This window comes from Martinezella multihospitum, from assembly GCF_900094585.1.
In the GTDB taxonomy this organism is placed as follows: Bacteria; Pseudomonadota; Alphaproteobacteria; order Rhizobiales; family Rhizobiaceae; genus Rhizobium; species Rhizobium multihospitium.
Genome location: NZ_FMAG01000013.1, coordinates 1 through 19,591 on the forward strand (window position 1 = coordinate 1; position 19,591 = coordinate 19,591).

Consider the following 19,591-nt stretch of genomic DNA (forward strand, 5'->3'; position numbering starts at 1 on the left):
CGGCGACGATATCGTGCCCTATCTCGTCAACATGACGAAGCGTGGGGCCGACCAGATCGGCGGCGCCGACTACACTTTCGACTGCACGGGCAACACCAAGGTGATGCGCCAGGCACTGGAGGCAAGCCATCGCGGCTGGGGCAAGTCCGTGGTCATCGGCGTTGCCGGCGCCGGCCAGGAGATTTCGACGCGTCCATTCCAGCTGGTGACGGGCCGCTCGTGGATGGGCACGGCCTTCGGCGGCGCGCGTGGCCGTACCGATGTTCCGAAGATCGTCGACTGGTACATGGAGGGCAAGATCCAGATCGATCCGATGATCACCCACACCATGCCGCTCGAAGACATCAACAAGGGCTTTGAGCTCATGCACTCCGGAAAGAGTGTCAGAGGCGTCGTGGTTTACTGAAGGCGCAGGCGACCTTGCCGGAATTTTTTGGCGGTCCGAGCGACGGATAAGCCAAGGATCATCGTTCAAGACGTACGCCGGCCTCGTGATGAGGTCGGCGGCTTGAACATGAATGGCCTTCAGGCAAAAGGATATGCCCATGACCAGCAAGCTGCTAAGTGCGACCGCCGCCGCTCTCTTCGCCCTGTCTTCCGCAACCGTGGTCTTCGCGCAAACGACGACACCAGCGACGACCGCAACGCCAGCTCCCGCCACAACTCCTTCCACATCGGCTCCATCGTCGACCATGCCGTCGAAGGATGAGATCAAGACGGCACGGCAAGCCTGCCGGCAGGATGCGACGGGGCAAGGCCTCAAGGGCGAGGCACGCAAGGACGCAGTCAAAAGCTGCTTGCAGCAGAAGTATCCGGTCCTGGCAAAGCGCAAGACCTGTCATGACGAAGGCACCACCAAAGGTCTGGAGAAGAAAGCATTGCGCGATTACGTCAAGCAGTGCATCACCGCGAGCTGAACAAGCGGTCCACGATCACGGATCCGCACTGGAACGGTTACGCAATGACAGTCCGCTCTACGGGGCGGGCTACTTGCCTCGCGCATCACCGTACCGCCTCACGCCCCCCTTTTCCTCAAGCGCAAGCCTCCTTATCTCCTTGGCAAGGATATCAATTTCAGGGCGCGACGTGCTTTTCCATCCCGATAGACTTTCATTCGGCATAGTTCTGCCGGCGCAAACGAGAATTGCCGCCGACATAGAGTTCGATACTCAGCTCGGCATCGCAGCCCAAGCCGATAAATTGGGTTTCGATGCGCTGTGGGTGAGGGATGTTCCCCTTAACAGTGAAAGCTATCCCGATCCGATCGGGCATGCCGACCCCTGGGTCTTCCTCGGAGCTCTAGCCGCTTCCACATCGAAGATAGCGCTGGCGACAGGCGCGATCGTGTTGCCTTTGCGGCATCCGCTCCATATCGCCAAGGCCGCGCTGTCCATTGCCTCTCTGTCGAAGGGGCGATTCGTCCTCGGTCTCGGCTCGGGAGACCGACCGAGCGAATATGACGTTTTCGGAGAGGATATTGAGAACCGCAAGGCGCTCTTTCAATCGCATTGGGAGCGCCTCGCCGCTGCGCTTAGTCCGGATCAGAAGGTCATCGATGAAAGCGATCGTGTGCGAAACGAGTTCGCCATCAGGCCTGCGCTGCAACAACCACCCATTCCCATGGTGGCGGTCGGTTCATCGTCGCAATCCCTCGAATGGATCGCCCGCCAGGCGACAGCCTGGATGACCTATTACCGGCCGCTACCCGTTCAGAAAGACCGGTTGGCGCTTTGGCATAATGCCCAGGCTAAGGTAACCAAGGATTTTCGCGGCTTCGGCCAGTCCATGGTCCTTGATCTGCTCGATAACCCTCAGGCCAGCTATGAGGAGATCAATCTCGGCGGCAGAACCGGCAGGCGAGGGCTGATCGCCGCCTTGTCGGCGATGCGTGAAGCGGGCATTCATCATGTCGCCTTCAATCTTGTCGCGCAGGGACGCCCGGCCGGGGAAACCATGGAAGAGATCGCCACGGATATTCTGCCGGCCATGCGATAGCCTCAGTAAATTGCCCTCGATGGCGGCGTCATGGAAATCATGTCCATGCAACGCTGGCTTTTGCAGCTCTCGCCACCTATCTTTCGGCTGAAACCAAAAAGGGCCGACATTGCTTCTCGAAATTTCTATCGTCATCGTTCTCACTCTGCTTAACGGCGTGCTTGCCATGTCGGAATTGGCGATCGTCTCATCCCGTCCAGCCCGCCTGAAGGTGCTTTCCGACCAAGGCAGCAGAGGTGCGACCATGGCGATGAGACTTGCGGAAGAGCCGGGCCGCTTCCTTTCAACCGTGCAGATCGGCATCACGCTCGTCGGCGTCCTGTCCGGCGCGTTCTCGGGCGCCACACTCGGCGCTCGGCTGTCGGGCTGGCTTGCCGCCCAAGGTCTTTCGGTCGCAGCCGCCGATGCTATCGGCGTCGGTTCCGTCGTGGTCGCCATCACCTATCTATCGTTGATCATCGGCGAGCTCGTGCCGAAGCAGGTCGCTCTGCGGGCGCCGGAAGCGGTCGCCAGCAAGGTCGCGCCGGCCATGGTGTTTCTTTCCCGGGCCGCAGCGCCGCTCGTCTGGTTGCTCGACATCTCGGGACGGCTGGTTCTGAGCGCACTCGGACAATCCGGCAAGGCCGCGGATGGTGTCAGCGACGAGGAAATCAAGACGGTTCTGGCGGAAGCGCAAAGCGCTGGCGTCATCGCGACGGAAGAGCAGGCGATGATCTCGGGCGTCATGCGGTTGGCCGACCGAACCGCAAGAGCATTGATGACACCACGCCGCGACGTGGAGGTCATCGATATCGAGGACGGTTTCGACGAGGTCCGCGAGCAGTTGCGCCGCACCGAGAAGGCGCGGCTACCGTTGCGCAAGGACAGCTCCGATGAAATCGTCGGCGTGCTGACAACCAGCGATTTCTTCGATGCGCTGGCCTCCGACGGTCAGGCCGACATTCTGAAGCTTGCCAAGCAGGTGCCGATCGTTTCGGACCTTTCTAGCGCCCTTGACGTTGTCAAGGCGCTGCGCCGTTCTTCTTCGCATATGGTGCTGGTCTATGATGAATACGGCCACTTCGAAGGTGTTATCACATCAGGCGATATCCTCGAAGCCATCCTGGGAGCCGTTCAGGAGGAAACCGATGCCGGCGGTGAGCAGGCTCTCGTCCGCCGCCACGACGGCAGCTATCTCGTGTCCGGCTGGATGCCTATCGACGAGTTCGCCGATTTCATGAACCTGCCGATCGAAGACGATCGCGACTACCAGACGGTCGCAGGCTTCGTGCTGCAGGAGCTGCGCCATCTTCCGGATGTGGGCGAGAGTTTTTCGAAGAACGGCTGGCGCTTCGAGGTCGTGGATCTCGATGGTCGTAGGATCGACAAGCTGCTGGTGAGCGCGGACGACGCCACTCGCGGAGCCGATCACTGAGACTCATCCGAAAGGCGGTCCGTCGTTTCGTCACGGATATGCCGGCATCGGATCGGTTTCAAAATTGCCTCCGCCCGAGTTTCGAAGCGACTTTGGTTAGCAGTAGCCGAGTATGGCAAGGATCGACTTGGGAGACGCTACCGCGAAGTGTGCTGTGTCGCGGCAATGACGGCAGCCTGCGTGTGAATCCGTGCAATAGACTTGCCTTGCAAGCTTTCCGGTCTGTCGTTCCATGGCGTCGGCAATCTGAACCGCCGCTTCGGCATATGTCAAAGGATCCATCTCCCGGCGCTGATCCTGCCAAGCTGTTTCAACGAGGTCCATATCTACCGCCTGCCTCGCACGAATATGATCGTCAGCACATTTGGGCGGGACTGAATCACCTCTGCTAAAGCCCATCATTTCCAAAGCAATGCGGCAGGCAAGGTCTTCGACAGCGACGACCTTGATCGTCAGGTCGCCAATCAGCGCAGGTCTGGTCCGCGCTAACGTATCACCGCACGCGCTAAACACGTCGACGCGCACACGCTGGTTTGGTTCCACAAGCTGGATGGCCAGCTTACCTAATGGACGATCCGGATGTGCATGGCTAATCATAAATGCCGAGGCGAGGGTCGACGGCAATGCCTCGAACGTCGAGGCGACAATATCGATATCGCTGAAAGCGCGCTGACGGCCAAGCTCAGAACCAAGACTTGGCTCCAATGCTATTCCTCCGGTGAGGGCATAATCCAGACTGCAGGCGTTCAACTTCTGGAGCACAGAAATAACCCGTTGGGCATCAGCCGCTTCCAAGAACGGATCAAGTCGCATTGCCATTTCCGAATCACTCCGCGCGTGGAACACGCCATTCGCTGATAGTGGAATGCAAGGCTCCCATATTTCGAGGCGAACGCAACGGACAAAGCCACGTTTTATCCCGAAGAACCGCAGTTTGCCGACATACGTTTCGCGTCAAAAAGACAAGGCTCACCAGATTGGCTTAAGTTCCATAACATAGATTATCTGATTTTCGGCTGTGGCCGCAAAGTTGAAGTGTCCTGTTTCTGCAAAGTTGGAATGTCACTCTCCCCGGGTTTGATGACCTGGGAGATTGCGGATGGGATTGATTGCGATGAGCGAGCGCGATCTGCAGCGGATCGAGATTTTGTCGAAGGTGGTCGATGGTCGGATGACGATGGTGTCGGCTTCGCATGTGCTTGATCTGAGTACGCGCCAGGTCCGCCGTCTTCTGGAGCGGATGCGCACTGGCGGTGCCGCGTCGATCCGGCATAAGGCGATCGGCCGGACGTCGAACAACCGGATCAGTGACGGCGTTCGCGATTACGCGGTGACGCTGGTTTGCGAAATGCCTTCGCCCCTCTCTGATCGTCGTCGCCTTCATCCTCTCGTCGAGCGCAAGGTTCCAATCAAGGATACCCGGTAGCCCGCACGTCTCGGCAGCCTGCCGCGCGATGCGACTGCCTCAATGTCCATCCCGAGGAACAGCGTCTTTCGGCACCGTATCGACCAGATTCTTCCGATGGAAAATGAAAAGCCCGGCAAGGACGATGATGACAGAGCCGATGACGATCTGGGTGTCGGGAATATCGCCGAAGAAAAGGAAGCCCAGTACAATCGCCCAGACAAGCAGGCTGTATTGCAGCGGAGCTAGGAGCGACGCCGGAGCAAGCTTCAAGGATCGGGTTATCAGCATATGGGCGCTGCCGGCGACGATGCCGAGAGCAAGCATGGCGCCAAGATCGAGCGCGGATGCCGAGCGCCAGTCGCCAATGCTCAGCACCAAACCGGTGATGAGCGCGCCGACCGTCTGCCACGCGACAAGCGTCGCATCGGCCGTCTGCCGCAGCCGCCGCCCGAGTACCAGGGTCAATGCGAATGCAAGGCTGCCGCCAAGGCCGAAAAGTGACGGCCAGGAAAACATTGCCGCCGAAGGTCTAAGGGCGATCAATACACCGATAAAGCCGACGAAAACCGCCAGCCAGCGCCGCCAGCCGATCCTCTCATTCAGGAAGAAATGTGAGATCGCCGCCACATAGATGGGACCAGCCATATAGAAGGTCATGACATCGGCAAGCGGCAGATAGGCGACAGCGGCGTAAAAGAGAGCGACGTCGAGCGTTGTCACGACGACACGCAAAAGCTGCAACGGCGGCCGTTCGAGGCGAAAAAGCGCGTCGCTGCCCTGCCGCGCGATCATCGGCGCCAGAATAATGAACGAACCGAAAGAGCGGATCACCAGAATCTGGCCGACGGAGAAACTCGCAACGAGCCACTTGCCCATGGCGTCGTTCAGAGAAAACAGGAAGTCGCCGAAAAGCATCATCAGCATGCCGGCAAGCACAAGATTGCCGCTTATTACGGCTTTGCCCACGCGCATACTATTTTGTCCTTGCGAATCCAGCGTTTCCACCACCTGCGCTTTAGCCGGTTTTGCCCCCTGCCCGCAATGGCATTCATTGCCGACGGTTCATCCCGGAAAATCCATTGGCTTTCACTATGTAAGCGCTTGCGCACCCGTTGGGACAGACGCGCTCTTCCTGTAAAACTTGAGCGGATGTTTATAAATTCGGTTATATGATAACATTTATGTGAACAGAGAAACCAACCCTCGCCTGCGACGAAGGTCGACATGCCTATACGCTTTCATTGTTGCAGAATTGCCTGCCGATATTGTCCACTTGCCGGGTGAGAGAACATAAATGATGCAGCCGCCGGATGGATCGCCAGAGCCTAAGCACCGAGATCAAGACGGTGAGGACGAGCAGGTCCGCGAGCCGTTTGAATCGCTTCAGGCTCGGTATCTGTCTCTCGCCGAGCGTTACGAATGGCTCGAGGCGATGATCAACTACGTGCCGGACTATATCTATGCCAAGGACAGGGGCGGCCGGTTCCTTTTTGCCAACATGGCGATCGTCCTCAACAATGGTTTCACGCATGTCGACGAACTGATCGGCCTTACCGACGCCGAAATTCACCCGATGGCCGACGCCCACAAGATCGAAGAAGTCGAACGACAGGTGATGGAAAGCGGCAAAGCCGATCTCGGCGTCGAAGAGCGGCGCCTCAAGGGTGAAGGCTGGCTCATGATGTCGCGAGTGCCGCTGCGCGATAGAAACGGCAATATCATCGGCGTCGTCGGAGCATCCCGCGATATTTCCGCTCGAAAACGGGCGGAAAAATTGATGAGCGCTCAAACGAAACTTCTGCAGGATGTGGCCCGAGGCGTCGATCTCGATGTGTTTCTCAAGGAGGCCCGGATGCTTCTTGAGGGCTTGCTCAATGGCAGACGGGTCAGTTTCGCTCTCGACGGCGAGCAAGCCGAGTCCCTTGCCGGCGACATCCTGGAATTTCCCATTTTCTCGCGGGACGGTGGCCAGCATGGGGCCTTGGTAACGGTGCAAACCGATGGCGATGAAGCCGGACTTATGGAATTCTTCGCTGGCATAGCGCAGACAGTTGGAATAGCCATCGATCGCTATCGGGACATCGCCCATATTGCCTATCTGGCCGAACATGATGCGCTCACCGGCCTGCCCAACCGCATGTTGCTCGACCGCAAGCTCAGCGCCCTGCTCGAAAAAGCAGCACGGAAGCGAAGGTCTCTGGCCGTTGCCTTTGTCGACCTGGACAATTTCAAGCTGGTGAACGACACCCTAGGCCATGCGGCTGGCGACGAATTGCTGACGGTGGTTGCGCAGCGCATATCGACCCATGTCGGCGCTCGCGGCATCGTGTCTCGGATCGGCGGCGATGAATTCATCATCGTTCTCGAAGAGAACTCTGAGCCGATATATGAAAGGCTCGCGGCGGTTCTGGCAGACATATCCAAGCCAATGACCATCCAGGGGGTTGAAATCCGCGTGGGCTGCAGCATTGGTGTGGCTTGCGCCATGGAGCATGGCAAGACGGCCTCGGAACTGTTCGCGAATGCCGACATGGCTCTCTATCGTGCCAAGGAAGCGGGGCGCAACGCCATTCGACTGTTCACGCCGGCCATGGCGGAGGACGCCCGCAACAAGCTGATTCGCATCGAAGAATTACGGCGTGCCGTGGAGCGGGACGAATTCGTGCTGCATTATCAGCCGCAAAAGGAAGTACGCAGCGGCAAGGTCATCGGCGTCGAGGCCCTTGTGCGGTGGCAGCATCCTACTCAGGGCTTATTGCTGCCCGGCGCCTTCATTCCGCTCGCCGAGGAAACGGGACTCATCGTCCCGCTCGGCGAAATCGTTCTGCGCAAAGCCTGCCAGCAAGCGCGGCTATGGCAGGATCGTGATCTGCCCGCACTGCGTATGGGCGTTAACGTATCGGCCCGGCAATTCCTGGAGAGTTCGCTGACGAACCAGGTCGCATCCGCGCTGCAATCGGCGGGTCTCGATCCGCAATGGCTCGAGCTCGAATTGACGGAAAGCTTGATCATGCGTGATGTCGAAGGCGCCATTGAGCGGATGCATGAGCTGAAGAAGCTAGGTGTCAGCCTCGCGATTGATGATTTCGGCACCGGATATTCAAGCCTGAGTACCCTCAGGCGCTTTCCGCTTTCCCGGTTGAAAATCGATAGATCGTTCATTGCCGATATTCCGGAAAAGCCCGGCGATATGGCCATTACCTCCGCTATCGTATCGCTTGGCAGAACACTCGATCTGGAAGTCGTAGCGGAAGGCGTCGAGACCGAGGAGCAGGCCCGTTTTCTCGAAGGTGCCGGATGCGAACTGCTTCAGGGTTATCTGTTCGCCCGGCCCCTTCCTTCCTCCGAGATCGAAAGCATGATTGCCGGAACCGCTGCGAAAGCTAGGTAGATATTTGCCCAAGAGCGGCTTGATGCTTGCCGCATGCGGGCGCGTCTCAAGGAAATGTCACGATCTCTAGCCAGTTCGCACCGGCATTGACTGGATATCGCCCCACCAGGCCGAGACCGCCATCGGCCTGGTCGATAGCATAGACCGACAGCCTGTCGGACTTCTCGCCGGATGCGACAAGAAACCGGCCCGATGGATCGATGCGGATACCGCGCGGCTGCTGCTCGGTCGAATAGTTCGTGACGTAGGTCAGTCTCCCGCTGCCTGCCTCGACGCGGAAGAGTGCAATCCGGCTGGTGGTTCTCTCCGTCGTATAAAGAAATTTGCCGTTCGGTGTGATGCCGATATCTGCGGCCCAGACCTTCGGCTTGCTGCCGTCTGCTGACTCAGGAACGGAAGCAACACTTTCGATCTCGCTCAAGGTGCCCTTATCATTATCGAGCGCATAGTGGATGACATGGCCGGTCAGTTCCGTCAGGACGTACACCGCCTTGTTGTCGGGAGAGATGACGATGTGCCGCGGACCAAAGCCGGCGCCGGTCTCAACCTGCATTGGATCGTTCGGCTTCAGTATCCCGGTCTCGGGGTCGAGAGTGAATTGCTGCACGGCATCGGAGCCGAGATTGGTGGCAAAGACATATTTGCCTGTTCGGTCACTGACGATCGAATGTGCGTTGCGCCCGGTTGCGATCACTTGCTGAGCCTGCGCGGTGACCAACCCGTTCTTGCCGATCAGCAGCACGGCGATTTTGCTACCGCCATAGGAAGCAGCGAATAGAAGCCCACCCGTCGGATCGAGGGAGATGTAGGCCATGCTGTCGGGCAGAGCGGCGACGGCCTCCTGCCTTAGCCTGCCGCTTTCAGGGTCGATCGCCAGCGTCAGTACCCGATAAGGCTGCTCACGAATGACGGCATAGAGATGCCGCCGGTCGGGACTGACGGTCATCGGCATGACCATCGGGCCGACATCCACGCCGGATATCGGCGTGAGCGTGCCTGTAGCCCCGTCCATCCTGTAAGCATCGATCGTTCCGGCAACTGCCGCCGAGACGTAGACGAATGTGCGAGATACGCTGGAAGACGTCTGAACCACTAATCACCTCGTCCGAGCATCGGGGGCGGGTTTAACCGGCGACGATCGCTTAATATCATATGACATAGTATGACCATAGCAATGTGTGGAGCATTATTGCGCCTGCAATTCCGCGAGCAGACGATAGCGTCGCTGGCTGGCCAGCATATGTGCCCGCATCGCCTGACGCGCTCGCTCAGGGTCCTGATCGGCAATCGCCGTCAGGATTTCCGCATGCTCGGCATGCACCTTCTCCAGATAGGCGCGATCATTCGCTTCAGGCAATGTCGGAAACTGTCTACGCGGAATGGTTCGGGCACCGAAATGCCGGAGTACGTCGACATAGAAGCGGTTGTTCGTGGCAGCGGCTATCGCCATGTGGAATTCATAATCCGCTTCGACGGTCGATAGCCCCTGCTCTATCAGCAGCGCCATCCTGCGGTTGGCGGCAGCAATTGCCGCTTCCTGTTCGGCCGTTCTGCGATAGGCGGCGATTGCCGCCGCCTCGCCTTCCGCAGCCATGCGGAATTCCAGCAGTTCCAGCGTCTCGGGGATGCTCTTGACCTCGACCGGCGTCAGCAGCAGACCGGATCGTGCCGACGTTTCGGAAACGAATACCCCCTTGCCCTGAACGGGCTTGACGAGGCCCGCGGCACGAAGATCGGCAATCGCCTCACGCACCACGGTCCGGCTGACATCGAAGGCCGCTTCGAGCTGCGGTTCCGTCGGAAGCTGGTCACCTGCCTGAAGCTTGCCCGTCTCAATCTGCATGCGCAAGTCATCGATGACCCTTTGTGCCAGCCTTTGCCTCGCCCGGGCATTTGTCGTCATTCCCGATCCCCGATTCTATTCCCGCTGTTCATCCGCAGCCGCTTCTTATAGTCAGCGTTAAGTCATAATACGAATAGTCTTAACATGGGGCGCATCGAATGCAATCCGGGCAGGCAGGCAATTAGATTTCCCAGTCGGACGTATATGTTCTGGCTCTCAGGCCCGATGACAGTTCCAGCTTGACCTCGATCGTTTTCTTCAGCCTTGCCACAAGGGCATCGGAAAGGATGAGGCCATCGATCCAATCCCTCTCCGTGGCGTAGACGACATAGGGATTGATCACGCATTTGAAATCGAGCATCAGTGACATGGCGAGACTTCCGTATGCCATATAGCTATGCGGGAGCCCGCCGGAGCAGACGATGGTGACGATCTGGTCGAACCAGGCCGATTTTCGTCCGCCCTCACCCGTCGCGCCGGTAAGCTCGATCAGGCTCTTGGCAGCACTGCCCACCGACCAATTGTAAATGGGCACAGCAAGCAGCACACCATCCGCATCGCGAATTGCATGATACAGCCTGTCGTATGAAGGATGCTCATAGCACTTCAAGTTGTCGAATACAGGCAGCTCAAGATCCTGAAGATCGATAAACTCAACTTCGGCCCCTCTCTCCCGCAATAGGCTTTCTGCGTCACGAGCCATGCGGCGGCTCCGGCTTTCCGGATCCATGCTGCAGGAGAGAATGGTGATTTTCGATGAATGCATCTCTGTCTTGCTCCGTCGCCGGCGGCACCGGATGAAACCGCGTTACACCTTAGGATTAGGCGGATTCTCCCCGTCCACAACGAACTTTTTCTGCGTAATCACGGCATTCCATCGATGCCATCTACGCCGCGTCCCGTCAAAACGGCATTCTCCAAGCCGGCTATTTGTCGCCTCCGCGCCGAATAAATTCTCTTTATCAGCAATAATTACAAATGCTTATCGACGCATCCTCAAACGAATTCTCTCTGTGATGGCAACGCGCCATGCCGCAATCACATGATTTCTGCACAAGTATATTGACATTTGTCGAAAGCACTTCGAATATTGTCAAATTGGTGCTGGGCAGTGATCGACGGTGTCGTCGGGAGTCGCTCCAGCATCCGGAGTGCGGAGGGGAAAGTGGAATTCCTGCTTGAAGTAGAGGGGCTGAAAAAGTCCTTTGGCGGCGTTGCTGCATTGCGCGACGGGCGCTTTCAGCTGCGCTCCGGTTCCGTTCATGCCTTGTGCGGTGGCAACGGTGCGGGCAAATCGACGTTCCTCAAGATCCTGATGGGCATTCACAAGCGCGATGCTGGCTCTATTCGTCGCCGCGGCAAGGATGTGGATTATGCAAGCCCCGCAGAGGCGCTCGCAGCCGGCATTGCCATCATCGAGCAGGAGCTCAGCCCCATCCCGCATATGACCGTGGCGGAAAACATCTATCTCGGTCGCGAGCCATCTGCCCGCTTCGGCGGCATCGATTTCAAGACGATGAACCGCAATGCGCAGGCGCTGCTTGACCGGCTGCAGTTCAACATCCGCGCCACGCAATTCATGATGAACCTTTCGGTCGCGCAGGTTCAGCTGGTCGAGATCGCCAAGGCGCTGAGCCACGATGCCGAAGTGATTTTCATGGATGAGCCCACTTCGGCGATCGGCGAGAAGGAAGCGCAGCAGCTGTTTGCGACCATCGAGCGACTGAAGGCGGAGGGCAAGGGCGTCGTCTATGTCTCGCATCGCCTGTCCGAAATCTTCCAGATCGCCGATTCCTACACGGCCTTTCGCGATGGATCCTATGTCGGCAGCGGCGCGCTCGCCGATATTGATCGGCCTGGTCTCATCCGCATGATCGTCGGCGGTGAGCTTGGCGAGGAATACATCAAGACCAATGTGCCGACTGCTGCACCCGGGCTGGAAGTTGCCGGCCTCACGGCGGAAGGCAAGGTCAACGATATCTCGTTCACCGCTCACAAGGGCGAGATTTTCGGCATTTACGGCCTGATGGGGTCCGGCCGCACCGAGATCTTCAACTGCATCTTCGGCGTCGATGCCGTCAGTAGTGGCGAGATCAAGCTTGCCGGCGAACCCATCACCGTTCGCAAGCCGGCCGAAGCCATGCAGCACGGCATCGCCTTCGTGACGGAAGACCGCAAGCTGACCGGTCTCAACCTGATCGACAGCGTTCGCAACAACATCTGCCTCGCGAGCCTGCCCGAAATGAGCCCGCGTTTCTCCATGGATCGTCGGGCCGAGGCCAGCGCCAGCCAGGACATGATCAAGCGCTTCGGCATCAAGGCGGCACGCGACAGCATGCCCGTCTCCGGCCTTTCCGGCGGCAATCAGCAGAAGGTCGTGCTCGGCAAGTGGTTCCTGCGCAAGCCAAAAGTGCTGCTGCTCGATGAACCCACGCGCGGCGTCGACGTCGGCGCCAAGCGTGAAATCTATCGCGTCATCTGCGACTTCGCCGCCGAAGGCGGCACCGTCATCATGATCTCATCGGAAATAGACGAGGTTCTCGGCATGTCCGACCGCATCCTGGTGATGCGTCAGGGACGCTCCGCCGGAATTCTCAAGAGGGAGGAGGCCGACGCGCAATCGCTCGTGCATTTGTCGACCTGAATGCGGCAGAGCTTGAAGCCCAGAATGAAGCGCCCGGCAACAAAAGGTATTTGCAATGTCCGCCACTGACAACAATCAGTCCAACTCCTGGTTCGGCTCGGAGCGCCGGCGATTGATCATTCAGGAATACGGGATCTTTCTCGCCTTCCTCCTGCTCGCAGCTGTCCTCTCCGTTTCGAACCAATATTTCCTGACGGCCGGCAACATCTCCAACGTGCTGCTGCAGACCTCGATCAACGGCGTGCTGGCAATCGGCATGACATTCGTCATCCTGACGCGCGGCATCGATCTCTCGGTGGGCTCCGTGGTCGCGCTCACCGGCATCGTCAGCGCGAGCTTCGCCACGACATCGGCGACAGCCGGGATCATCGGTGCACCTTACCCGCCCTATGTCGCACTCGCCGTCGGCTTGCTGGTCGGTATCGGCTGCGGCGCCGTGGTCGGCCTCATCGTTTCACGGTTTGCCGTTCCCGCTTTTGTCGCGACGCTCGGTATGCTTTCCGCTGCACGCGGCCTGACGCTGATCTATGGCGGCGGCAAGCCGGTTCCGGCTCTCACGTCTGACTTCCGCTGGATTGGCACAGGCGACGTACTCTCGATCCCGATGCCGGTCATCCTGCTCGCCATCGTCTTCATCGTCGCATGGTGGGTGCTGAACCGCACCCGCTTCGGCCGCTACATCTATGCCGTCGGCGGCAACCCGCATGCTGCCATCACCTCGGGCATCAATGTCAGCAAGTTGCGCTTCCTTGTTTACGTGATTTCCGGCGGTCTTTCCGGCCTGGCCGGCATGCTACTCGCCGCCCGCACCGGTTCGGCTTTGCCGCAAGCCGGTATTGCGTACGAACTCGACGCAATCGCGGCTGTCGTCATTGGTGGCACCAGCCTTTCCGGTGGCGTCGGCCGCATCACGGGCACCCTGATCGGCGCGTTGATCATCGGCGTCATGAACAACGGCCTCGATCTCATGGGTATCCAGTCCTATTACCAGCAGGTCCTCAAGGGCGCACTCATCGTTGGCGCCGTCATGCTCGACCAAAAAAGAAACCTGGGCGGCTGAGCCCAAAGACATTCCAGTGTCCGCACTCGGAACACCAAACGGCACGTCAAGACGACGGCCGGACTTTCAACGGAGGAGAATTATAATGAAGAAATTACTGATTGCTCTTGCTGCCGCGACCGCAATTCTGGCGTCGCCTGCCCTCGCCCAGGATAAGAAACTGAAGATCGGCGCGGCGCCCTATGGCTTGAATGCGGAATTCATGCAGATCTGGTCGGCAGCTCTGAAGGAACATCCCGCCGTCAAGAACGGCGACGTCGATCTGACGATCTTCGACGGCCGTTATGACGCGCTCGTTCAGCAGGAACAGGTCAATACGATGATCACGCAGAAGTTCGACGCGATCATCTTCGTGCCGATCGACATCGAAGCTGCTGCAACCGCCGTTCAGGCCGCTCATGATGCCGGCATCCCGGTCGTCGGCTCGAACACCCGCGTCAATTCCGATCTTCTGACCGCCTATGTCGGCTCCGACGACACGATCTCCGGCTACATGGAAGCCAAGACCGTGCTCGACAAGATCGGCTGCAAGGGCAATGTCGTTATCCTCGAAGGCCCGATCGGCCAGTCGGCGCAAATCTCGCGTCTGGAAGGCAACAAGAAGGCGCTTGCCGAGTGCCCGAATGTGAAGGTGCTGGAAGACCAGACCGCAAACTGGTCGCGTGCCGAAGCCCAGACTCTGATGGAAAACTGGCTGACCTCGCATCCGGGCCAGATCAACGGCATCATTGGCCAGAATGACGAGATGGCGCTCGGTGCGATCGAAGCGATCAAGGCTGCCAAGCTCAACGTCAAGGACTTCGCCATTGCCGGTATCGACGGCATCACCGATGCGCTGCATGCCGTGAAAGACGGCACGATGACTTCCATCCTGCAGGATGCCAGCGCGCAGGCGCAGGGCGCCCTCGATCTCGCGATCTTTGCCGCCAAGAAGGGCAACTACAAGCCGGAATCCAAGATTTGGGAGCAGTATCCGGCCATGCCGTTCAACGGCGGCAAGGACAAGAACTACAATGTTCCGTGGACCCCGGTAACGGCTGAAAACGTCGACAAGCTGCTCCAGGCCCGCAAGTAAGATCAATGCGGCGGGGCGAACTGTCGCCCCGCCTTCCCCCACAGACCAGAGGCTTGAAGAAGATGACCGAGACATCTCCAGAGATTGATTTGAACTTCCCGCTGTCCGGCAAGACAGCGCTTGTCACGGGCGGCGGTTCCGGCATCGGCGCTGCGGTCGCGACGGCATTCGCCTCCAAGGGTGCCAAGGTCGCGGTTCTCGATATCAATGTCGAGATGGCGAAGGCCAAGGCATCGGAAATCGGCGGCGGTGCTGAAGCATTCGTCTGCGACGTGTCTGATCCGGCCTCGGTCAACAAGGCCGTCAGCGATGTCGTCGCGCATTTCGGTGGCATCGATATCGCCGTCAACAGCGCCGGCGTCGTCTTCCTTGCCCCTGCCGAGGAGCTGCCGCTCGATTACTGGGACAAGACGATCAACATCAACCTCAAGGGCACGTTTCTGGTCACGCAAGCTGTCGGTCGCACCATGATCGCCGCCGGCAAGGGTGGCAAGATCGTCAACCTCGCCTCGCAGGCCGGTAGCGTCGCCATTGAAGAGCATGTCGCCTATTGCGCCTCCAAGTTCGGCGTCATCGGCATGTCCAAGACCTTTGCTGCCGAATGGGGCAAGCACGGCATCAACGTCAACACCATTTCCCCGACCATCGTTCTCACAGAGCTCGGCAAGAAGGCCTGGGCTGGCGAGAAGGGCGAGGCTGCTAAGAAGCGCATCCCCACTGGCCGCTTTGCCTTCCCGCAGGAGATTGCAGCCGCAGCTGTTTTCCTCTCCTCGTCCGGCGCGGACATGATCAACGGCGCCGATCTGCTGATCGACGGCGGCTACACCATTCTTTGAGCGCGAACGCTCGACAATTCGACAGGAGAGACCATGCAGCGGTTCATCAACAATCCCGATGAAGTCGTTGAAGATACTGTAAAAGGCTTCATCAAGGCACATTCGGATATCGTGCGTCTGGCAGAAAATCCGCGCGTCGTCATCGCCAAGGATGCCCCTCATGCCGGCAAGGTCGGGGTGATCACCGGCGGCGGCTCAGGCCACGAGCCGGCCTTCATCGGCTATACCGGCAAGAACATGCTGGATGCGGTCGCGGTCGGCGAGCTTTTTTCGTCACCGACGGCCAAAAGCTTCCACGACGCCATTCGTGAAGCCAATGGCGGCCGCGGCGTCATCTGCCTTTATGGCAACTATGCCGGCGACAACATGAACGTGAAGATGGCAACGAAGCTTGCTGCCAAGGACGGGATCGAAGTCGCGACCGTGGTCGCCAACGACGATGTCTGCTCCGCACCACCCGAGGAGCGCGAAAAGCGCCGCGGCGTCGCCGGTGAAATCTTCATGTGGAAGGTCGGCGGCGCCAAGGCTTCCAAGGGCGCAAGCCTTGAGGAGGTCCGCGTGACTGCACAGAAGGCGATCGATAGCTGCCGTTCCGTCGGTATCGGCCTCGGTCCCTGCACCCTGCCCGCCGTCGGTCATCCGAATTTCCAGATTGAGCCAGGCACGATGGAGGTCGGCATCGGCCATCATGGCGAACCCGGTGTTCGCGTCGAGCCACTGAAGACGGCGGCCGAAATTGCCGAGGACATGTGTCAGATCGTACTCGATGATCACAATCTGGCAGCCGGCACGGAAGTGGCCGTCCTCGTGTCAGGCCTCGGCGCGACCCCGGTCAACGAGCTCTATATCCTCAACGACACGATCGAGACGAAGATCTCCGAACGGGGCCTGAAGATCTACAAGACCTATATCGGCAACTACTTCACGTCGCTCGAAATGGTCGGCGCGACGCTGACCGTGATGGCGCTCGACGAGGAGCTGAAAGAGCTTCTGGACGTCGAGGTCGAGTGCACGACGCTGCTCTGAGGGGGACGCACGCATGCAGACATTCAACAATGCAACATCGGGCGATATCGTCTTGGCGATGGCCGAGCGCATCGTCGAGAACCGCGCCTATCTCAGCGAGATCGACGGCAAGATCGGCGACGGTGATCACGGCGTCAACATGGCCAAGGGCTTCGGCATGGCGGCCGAGCGCCTGAAGGGCAAGAACCAGTCGCTATCATCCTCGCTCGACACGCTGGGTACCGTGCTGATGACCGAAATTGGCGGCTCCATGGGACCGCTCTACGGCGTCATGTTCACCGAAATTGCTGAAAAGCTCGACGGCATCGAGGCGATCAATGCCGCAGCCTATAGCAAAGCGCTGCATGCCGGGCTCGAAGGCATCCAGTCGATCGGCTCGGCCAAGGTCGGCGATAAGACGTTGCTCGACACGCTGGTTCCGGCAATCGAGGCCTTCGATGCAGCCGATGCTGCCGGCAAGCCGTTTGCGGAAGCACTGGACGCACTGGTTGCAGCTGCAGAGGCCGGTCGCGACTCCACGCTCAATCTCGTCGCGAAGATCGGCCGCGCCAGCCGGCTGGGCGAGCGTTCGCTTGGCGTACTGGATGCCGGCGCCACCTCCTGCGCTATCATCTTGAAGGAGCTTTCTCAGGGTGCTCGCGCGCGCCTGCAATAATAGGGCTCTCCCAAGGCTGCGCGATCCCGTGCTCCACCACGGGGTCGCACGCCGCCCTTTCGAAGAAGAAGCATTTGCAAACATGCGTCATTGCTTTCATCTTCTGGCGAAAACGGGACATAGTGAATCGTCATGACAGGCAAGGCATCTTCGGTCGGCAAAAATAGTGCAAGCAAAGCGGGCGCACCTGATGCGGCCGATACCATGCCCTTGCGCTATGGCGACGACCCCTATGTCTGGGCCTGCTGGCTCTACTATGAAGACGGCAAGACCCAGGGCGATATCGCCGAGATCATGGGCATTTCGCGGGCGACCGTGAACAGCTATCTCGCCGATGCCCGCAGCCGCGGCATCGTCAATATCTCGCTTGAGCCATCGCGGCTGAGCTCGCTTTCCATTGCACAGGAACTCAAACGCCATTTCGGCCTGCAGGACTGTCTCGTGGTGCCCAGCGACGACGGTTCGCGGCCGCTGATCGACCGCCTCGGGACGGCCGGTGCGCAGGCTATTGCGAGGCTTCTGAAATCCGGCGACACGCTTGCCGTTGCCTGGGGCCGCACGGTTCTCGCCGTTGCCGAACAGGCTGATGTGCCCAATCTGCAGGATGTCACCATCGTCCAGGCAACCGGCGGCACGCGGGCTCGCTTTGCCTACACACCGGAGCTCTGCGCGAGCGCCTTCGCCAATGTGACAGGCGGCAGGCTCATCAATATCACAGCCCCTGCGATCGTCTCGACCTCCGAGGTCCGTGACATCCTCCTGCGCGAGCCCTTGGTCGAAGAGCAATTCGCTACCCTTGCCAAAGCTAACAAGGCCATCTTCGGTATCGCATCTCTCCGGCCGAATTCGACGGTGCATAGCAGCGGCTTCTTCGAATCCGTTTCGCTGCAGGATTATCTGGCGAAAAATGCCGTCGGCGTGCTCGCCGGCCGCTTCATCGATGCCAAGGGCCAGCCGGTTGCGGGGCCACTTGATGATCGCACCATCGGCATCTCCCTCGACATGCTGAAATCCATCGGCCTTCGTATCGCGGTCGCCGGCGGCTTCGACAAGGTGCCGGCCATCCTTGCCGCGCTGCGCGGCGGCTATATCAACGTGCTGATTACCGATGCGGCCACCGGGCGCGGCATTCTGAATGCAGATGGCGTCACCGAACTCGATCAGAAAGCCCAGCAGCGTCCGAGAACGGACAACAGCGTTGCCCTGCCCAGCAGCTATCGGACGCATATCAAGAAATTCCTCAATAATCCCGACGATGTCGTCGACGAGATGCTCGAAGGCATCGTCAAGGCACATGCCTCGCATATCGTGCCGATCAAGGGATCGAACCGTGCGCTAGTCGCGCGAACCGGCCCGAGGAAGGGCAAGGTCGGCCTGGTGATCGGCGGTGGCACGGGCCACGAGCCCTGCTTCCTCGGCTATGTCGGCAAGGGCCTTGCCGACGCCGTTGCCATCGGCAACATCTTTTCCTCGCCTCCTCCGACTCCGATCCTCGAATGCGCCAAAGCGTCCTCCGGCGGCGAAGGCGTGCTCTTCGTCTATGGCAATTATGCCGGCGACGTCATGAACTTCGAAATGGCCGCGGAAATGGCGCAGGAACAACAGATCGACGTCCGGACCATCCTGACGACAGACGACATCGCATCATCCCCCATCGAGGATCGCGAGGGACGGCGTGGCGTTGCCGGCAATTTCTTCATCTTCAAGATAGCCGGTGCCGCCTGCGACAAGGGCCTCTCGCTCGACGCCTGCGAGGCGATAACGCGCAAGGCCAATGACCGCACCTTCACCATGGGCGTTGCGCTGGAGCCCTGCTCGCTGCCGCAGACTCGGCGCCACAACTTCGAAATCGGGCCTGACGATATCGAATTCGGCATGGGCATTCACGGCGAACGCGGCGTCACCCGCGAAAAGATGATGACTGCCGACGAGATCACCGACCGCGTGATGGATCGGATATTCGCCGAGATGAAGCCCGTTGCCGGCGATCGGGTGGCGGTGCTCATCAACTCCTTCGGCGCAACGCCGTTGATGGAACTCTACATCCTGTTTCGCCGCGTCGAGCAGCGCTTGAGCGCCAAGGACATCAGGATCGAAGCGAATTGGGTGGGGCATTACTGCACGTCGCTCGACATGGTCGGCGCATCCATATCCATCCTGCATCTCGATCAGGAACTGACTGAGATGCTCCATCATCCGTGCGACACCTTCGCTTTGAAGGTCGGATGAACCATAAGAATGTGC

Annotated in this window: 17 protein-coding genes and 1 pseudogene; 13 read left to right on the top strand and 5 right to left on the bottom strand. The window is 59.2% G+C overall.

Annotated features, from left to right (window positions below; all coding sequences use genetic code 11):
* The 4 genes from GA0061103_RS31950 to GA0061103_RS31965 form a co-directional block, all read left to right on the top strand.
* Positions 1–406: zinc-binding dehydrogenase (locus tag GA0061103_RS31950; RefSeq protein ID WP_141694492.1), on the top strand; the 406-nt coding region annotated here is incomplete at its 5' end.
* Between the two features lie 139 nt (positions 407–545).
* A complete protein-coding gene (locus GA0061103_RS31955) occupies positions 546–917 on the top strand; it encodes a PsiF family protein (protein ID WP_092719670.1) in 372 nt (123 codons plus the stop codon).
* Positions 918–1,086: 169 nt separating this feature from the next.
* A complete protein-coding gene (locus GA0061103_RS31960) occupies positions 1,087–1,995 on the top strand; it encodes a TIGR03571 family LLM class oxidoreductase (protein WP_092719331.1) in 909 nt (302 codons plus the stop codon).
* Between the two features lie 109 nt (positions 1,996–2,104).
* Entirely contained in the window at positions 2,105–3,409 is a 1,305-nt protein-coding gene (locus tag GA0061103_RS31965; RefSeq protein ID WP_092719333.1) for a hemolysin family protein, read from the top strand.
* Between the two features lie 96 nt (positions 3,410–3,505).
* On the opposite strand, the gene GA0061103_RS31970 is transcribed toward GA0061103_RS31965, so the two are convergent.
* Positions 3,506–4,222, bottom strand: coding sequence for a hypothetical protein (locus tag GA0061103_RS31970; RefSeq protein ID WP_092719336.1), 717 nt, complete (start codon positions 4,220–4,222; stop codon positions 3,506–3,508).
* A gap of 286 nt (positions 4,223–4,508) precedes the next feature.
* On the opposite strand from GA0061103_RS31970, the pseudogene GA0061103_RS31975 reads away from it, so the two are divergent.
* Positions 4,509–4,808, top strand: a pseudogene (locus tag GA0061103_RS31975) (helix-turn-helix domain-containing protein); the annotation flags it as partial.
* A gap of 66 nt (positions 4,809–4,874) precedes the next feature.
* Here GA0061103_RS31975 and GA0061103_RS31980 read toward each other — a convergent pair.
* The gene (locus GA0061103_RS31980; protein ID WP_092719339.1) at positions 4,875–5,789 is read right to left on the bottom strand and encodes a DMT family transporter; all 915 of its coding nucleotides are present in this window, start codon (positions 5,787–5,789) and stop codon (positions 4,875–4,877) included.
* Between the two features lie 322 nt (positions 5,790–6,111).
* Here GA0061103_RS31980 and GA0061103_RS31985 point away from each other — a divergent pair, with 322 nt between their 5' ends.
* On the top strand, positions 6,112–8,208 hold the full coding sequence (locus GA0061103_RS31985) for a putative bifunctional diguanylate cyclase/phosphodiesterase (protein ID WP_092719342.1): 2,097 nt from the start codon (positions 6,112–6,114) through the stop codon (positions 8,206–8,208).
* A 46-nt stretch (positions 8,209–8,254) separates the two neighbouring features.
* On the opposite strand, the gene GA0061103_RS31990 is transcribed toward GA0061103_RS31985, so the two are convergent.
* The 3 genes from GA0061103_RS31990 to GA0061103_RS32000 form a co-directional block, all read right to left on the bottom strand.
* Positions 8,255–9,301: a lactonase family protein gene (locus GA0061103_RS31990; protein WP_092719346.1), complete on the bottom strand. Its 1,047-nt coding sequence runs from the start codon at positions 9,299–9,301 to the stop codon at positions 8,255–8,257.
* Positions 9,302–9,394: 93 nt separating this feature from the next.
* On the bottom strand, positions 9,395–10,111 hold the full coding sequence (locus tag GA0061103_RS31995; RefSeq protein WP_092719349.1) for a FadR/GntR family transcriptional regulator: 717 nt from the start codon (positions 10,109–10,111) through the stop codon (positions 9,395–9,397).
* Positions 10,112–10,232: 121 nt separating this feature from the next.
* A complete protein-coding gene (locus tag GA0061103_RS32000) occupies positions 10,233–10,817 on the bottom strand; it encodes an NADPH-dependent FMN reductase (RefSeq protein WP_092719353.1) in 585 nt (194 codons plus the stop codon).
* Positions 10,818–11,216: 399 nt separating this feature from the next.
* Between GA0061103_RS32000 and GA0061103_RS32005 the strand changes: the two genes are divergently transcribed.
* From GA0061103_RS32005 to GA0061103_RS32035, 7 genes are all read left to right on the top strand, one after another.
* Positions 11,217–12,695, top strand: a complete 1,479-nt coding sequence (locus tag GA0061103_RS32005) for a sugar ABC transporter ATP-binding protein (RefSeq protein WP_092719356.1) — start codon at positions 11,217–11,219, stop codon at positions 12,693–12,695.
* 55 nt (positions 12,696–12,750) lie between these two features.
* Positions 12,751–13,755 carry an ABC transporter permease gene (locus GA0061103_RS32010; RefSeq protein ID WP_092719360.1) on the top strand — a complete coding sequence of 335 codons (1,005 nt, stop codon included), beginning with the start codon at positions 12,751–12,753 and terminating at the stop codon, positions 13,753–13,755.
* 85 nt (positions 13,756–13,840) lie between these two features.
* Positions 13,841–14,830, top strand: a complete 990-nt coding sequence (locus tag GA0061103_RS32015) for a substrate-binding domain-containing protein (RefSeq protein ID WP_092719363.1) — start codon at positions 13,841–13,843, stop codon at positions 14,828–14,830.
* Positions 14,831–14,892: 62 nt separating this feature from the next.
* On the top strand, positions 14,893–15,666 hold the full coding sequence (locus GA0061103_RS32020; RefSeq protein WP_092719366.1) for an SDR family oxidoreductase: 774 nt from the start codon (positions 14,893–14,895) through the stop codon (positions 15,664–15,666).
* Positions 15,667–15,699: 33 nt separating this feature from the next.
* Positions 15,700–16,692, top strand: a complete 993-nt coding sequence (locus GA0061103_RS32025) for a dihydroxyacetone kinase subunit DhaK (protein ID WP_092719369.1) — start codon at positions 15,700–15,702, stop codon at positions 16,690–16,692.
* Positions 16,693–16,705: 13 nt separating this feature from the next.
* Positions 16,706–17,347, top strand: a complete 642-nt coding sequence (gene dhaL / locus GA0061103_RS32030) for a dihydroxyacetone kinase subunit DhaL (RefSeq protein WP_092719372.1) — start codon at positions 16,706–16,708, stop codon at positions 17,345–17,347.
* Between the two features lie 132 nt (positions 17,348–17,479).
* Positions 17,480–19,576 (top strand): bifunctional sugar-binding transcriptional regulator/dihydroxyacetone kinase subunit DhaK, encoded by a 2,097-nt coding sequence (locus tag GA0061103_RS32035; RefSeq protein WP_092719376.1) that lies wholly within the window; start codon positions 17,480–17,482, stop codon positions 19,574–19,576.
* Positions 19,577–19,591 lie beyond the last annotated feature (15 nt).

Excerpts from the sequence above, each read along its gene's own strand:
- dhaL (WP_092719372.1), top strand. The coding sequence starts at position 16,706 with ATGCAGACATTCAACAATGCAACATCGGGCGATATCGTCTTGGCGATG.
- GA0061103_RS32035 (WP_092719376.1), top strand. The coding sequence starts at position 17,480 with ATGACAGGCAAGGCATCTTCGGTCGGCAAAAATAGTGCAAGCAAAGCG.
- GA0061103_RS32015 (WP_092719363.1), top strand. The coding sequence starts at position 13,841 with ATGAAGAAATTACTGATTGCTCTTGCTGCCGCGACCGCAATTCTGGCG.
- GA0061103_RS31995 (WP_092719349.1), bottom strand. The coding sequence starts at position 10,111 with ATGACGACAAATGCCCGGGCGAGGCAAAGGCTGGCACAAAGGGTCATC.
- GA0061103_RS32020 (WP_092719366.1), top strand. The coding sequence starts at position 14,893 with ATGACCGAGACATCTCCAGAGATTGATTTGAACTTCCCGCTGTCCGGC.
- GA0061103_RS32010 (WP_092719360.1), top strand. The coding sequence starts at position 12,751 with ATGTCCGCCACTGACAACAATCAGTCCAACTCCTGGTTCGGCTCGGAG.
- GA0061103_RS32025 (WP_092719369.1), top strand. The coding sequence starts at position 15,700 with ATGCAGCGGTTCATCAACAATCCCGATGAAGTCGTTGAAGATACTGTA.
- GA0061103_RS31985 (WP_092719342.1), top strand. The coding sequence starts at position 6,112 with ATGATGCAGCCGCCGGATGGATCGCCAGAGCCTAAGCACCGAGATCAA.
- GA0061103_RS31980 (WP_092719339.1), bottom strand. The coding sequence starts at position 5,789 with ATGCGCGTGGGCAAAGCCGTAATAAGCGGCAATCTTGTGCTTGCCGGC.
- GA0061103_RS31970 (WP_092719336.1), bottom strand. The coding sequence starts at position 4,222 with ATGCGACTTGATCCGTTCTTGGAAGCGGCTGATGCCCAACGGGTTATT.
- GA0061103_RS31955 (WP_092719670.1), top strand. The coding sequence starts at position 546 with ATGACCAGCAAGCTGCTAAGTGCGACCGCCGCCGCTCTCTTCGCCCTG.
- GA0061103_RS32000 (WP_092719353.1), bottom strand. The coding sequence starts at position 10,817 with ATGCATTCATCGAAAATCACCATTCTCTCCTGCAGCATGGATCCGGAA.